The organism is Gardnerella sp. 26-12 (genome assembly GCF_001660745.1).
Classification (GTDB): Bacteria; Actinomycetota; Actinomycetes; order Actinomycetales; family Bifidobacteriaceae; genus Bifidobacterium; species Bifidobacterium swidsinskii.
Genome location: NZ_LWSR01000132.1, coordinates 1 through 3,000 on the forward strand (window position 1 = coordinate 1; position 3,000 = coordinate 3,000).

The following is a 3,000-nucleotide window of genomic DNA, read 5'->3' on the forward strand; positions in this document are numbered from 1 at the left end:
AGATGTGTATAAGAGACAGAAACTACTATTCTTTTTTAGAAACAAGTAAACCAATAATTCGTTGCATTTCTTCAGGAGAAGAAAAGACAATCTCGATTCTTCCATGATTTTCTGTGCCCTTAATAGAAACTTTGGTAGCAAAATACTCCTCAAGCTGCTTGCGCACAGGCGAAGAAGACCACTGATTATTGCGACGCACACGCGTACGTACTGCTCCATGAGATGTATCTTCATTCTTCAACGAAACAATCTCTTCAGTACTACGAACTGACAATCCTTCTGCAATAATGCGATTGGCTAGACTTTCCATATCTTCTGGATTTTCCAAGCCAAGTAGTGCTCGTGCGTGACCTGCAGAAAGCACACCTGAGGCGACATGTTTTTGCACGCTAGCAGGAAGATTGAGAAGTCTTAAAGTATTAGCAATTTGTGGACGTGATTTTGATACAGACTGAGAAAGCTGAATCTGTGTTAAACCAAAATCATCTATCATCTGAGAATATGCTGCCGCTTCTTCAAGAGGATTAAGAGCAACGCGATGAAGATTTTCAAGCAATGCATCTCTTAACATATTTTCATCAGCAGTTGTGCGCACAATCGCTGGAACTGTATCAAGTTCAGCTAGCTGAGAAGCACGCCATCTTCTCTCGCCCATAATAAGTTCATAATGTGCAATTTGTTCATCATTTTTATCTGCATCAACAATAGGTCGCACAACTATAGGCTGTAAAACGCCGACTTCTTTAATAGATGACGCAAGTTCTCGCAGCTCATCTTCATCAAAAATTGTTCGAGGTTGATGCGCATTAGGAACAATATCTAACGGCTTAAGATAAGCTAAATATCCACCTTTTACTGGCTTCAAAGGCTCATTTTTTGCGGTTTTATTCGATTTTTCAGCAGCGTTATTTTTTTCACCAATAACGGTTTCTTCATTATTTTTTGCCTTAGACGACATAAATGTCGTTGATGCTGAATCTCCAAAAAAGAAATCCATAGGTCTAGTGACATCTCCAAGAGATGGCATAGTTGAACGTTTATGAGAATGCTTGTTAGTATGAATTGACGGCACGGTTTCACGTGAAACATTCTTTATTTTGTTATTATTCTTATCCGCGTGAGGAGCAATTGAATTGCTCATACTAGGGACCTTTGTTTCATGTGAAACATTTTTTGATTGATTATTATCTTTATGTAACGTTTCACGTGAAACTTTTGCTTGTTCTTCTAATTGACTATCCACAGATTCGGATTTTTTTGTTTCACGTGAAACATTAAATTGCAAATTATTAGATGCATCGGCAAGCGCATCCTCGCCAGGCAAAGCTGGGAACAAAGCACCTAAACCTTTACCCAGGCGAGACTTATTTCCACTCATTATTGATTCTCCTGTTGTTGTTCTTGTCGATTAGCATCTTGCTTTGCTGCAATAACAGATAATACTGTCTTAGACCTTTTCGCTATTTCTAACGCAGCTTCGCGATAAGAAATCGCTCCTGATCCATGAGGATCATAAGTAATAACACTTTGGTTAAAACTTGGCGCTTCAGGTATTTTCACAGTACGAGGAATCGTAGTCTCAAGCACAATATTTGGATAATGTTTTTTAACTTCTTGGAAAACTTCTCTGCCTAATAAAGTTCGCTTGTCAAACATAGTAACAAGCATTGTAGAAACAACTAAAATTGGATTGTAATGTTGCTGGACTAAACCAATAGTTCTTATAAGCTGTCCTAAACCTTCAAGAGCATAATACTCAGCTTGAATTGGTATAAGCATTTCACGTGCTGCACACATGGCATTAATCACTAACAAGCCAAGCGACGGAGGACAATCAATAAAAACATAATCGTAATGTTCGCTGCTATTATCAAGATATTCTTGCAAGGCATCCTTTAACAGATTATTACGATTATCCATATCTGCAAGCTCTAATTCAGCACCACTTAAATCAATGGATGCTGGCACAACATCAAGTCCTTCAATATCTGGGCAAGCATGTTTTACTTCAGCGATACTTTTTCGCCCTTCAAGAACATCGTAAACCGACAAATTACCAGAAGCATGAGGAGTATTTAATGCAGTTGACGCATTCCCTTGTGGATCCATATCAATAAGAAGTACTTTTGATCCACTTACTGCCATAGCTGCAGCAAGATTTACAGCAGAACTTGTTTTTCCTACTCCACCTTTTTGATTAGCAACAGCAATAAAACGCGTTTGCTTAGGCTTAGGATATTTCGCTTGTTCAATGGAATGAAAACGAGATGTCAAATCTGCCAATTCAATACCTAGGGAGGATTTTGAATCTCCAAAAATTCGTTGAATCGTTTCAGCAGCTGATTCCACGACGTATCACCCCCAATTAAATATGCGAAACTCTTAAAACAAAAATATCGTGTTTTAAGTTTCGTCGTTTCCATGGACATAAAAAGCACAAATTTTTTGATGTTTCACATGAAACATCAACACCTTATTCCATAACTAACTACATATTTTTCTAATCATAGAACACTAATATTAATGCTACTGCACACTACAAAATAGAAACAATCAATGCCTCGCCCTCCCCAAAACCTAATTGAACAATTTATATTCATGTGTGAGATTTTTCGCATTGATTGGATGCTTGTATGTTTCTGTAGCTTTGCGCCAATGCTTTGCAAACGTTGCACATGAAGCTTTGCAGTAATGCTTTGCAAACGGCGATTATGTAGCTTTGCAGTAATGCTTTGCAAACGGCGATTATTTATTGATTAGCAAACTTTAACAGTATTGCTCTGCGGACGTTGAATATTTATCGCATAGAGAACACTAGCATCCGTGCTGCTGCGCACGTCACACCAGGCACTCCTACCACACCAAAAACACTAGCGGTTTTACTAATAGTGGGAGATAGGAATTGCTTGGTCGAGCAATATAAAAGCGGAACGATAGTAATAATCTTGTTGATGAATACTATTTTTGCAGAAAAAGTAAGTAAAAAACTAAACTTAACTA

Annotated in this window: 3 protein-coding genes; all 3 read right to left on the reverse strand. The window is 38.0% G+C overall.

The window, feature by feature from the left end:
• Window positions 1-25 precede the first annotated feature (25 nt).
• The gene (locus A5295_RS05775) at window positions 26-1,378 is read right to left on the reverse strand and encodes a ParB/RepB/Spo0J family partition protein (RefSeq protein WP_064622134.1); all 1,353 of its coding nucleotides are present in this window, start codon (window positions 1,376-1,378) and stop codon (window positions 26-28) included.
• A complete protein-coding gene (locus A5295_RS05780) occupies window positions 1,378-2,349 on the reverse strand; it encodes a ParA family protein (protein WP_004110194.1) in 972 nt (323 codons plus the stop codon). The genes A5295_RS05775 and A5295_RS05780 overlap by 1 nt, the downstream gene beginning before the upstream one ends.
• A gap of 448 nt (window positions 2,350-2,797) precedes the next feature.
• Window positions 2,798-3,000 (reverse strand): hypothetical protein (locus tag A5295_RS06530; RefSeq protein ID WP_231875307.1); only part of this gene is annotated, 203 nt, incomplete at its 5' end.

What these genes read in the sequence shown, in the direction of transcription:
- A5295_RS05775 (WP_064622134.1), bottom strand. Translation starts at nt 1,378, where the DNA reads ATGAGTGGAAATAAGTCTCGCCTGGGTAAAGGTTTAGGTGCTTTGTTC.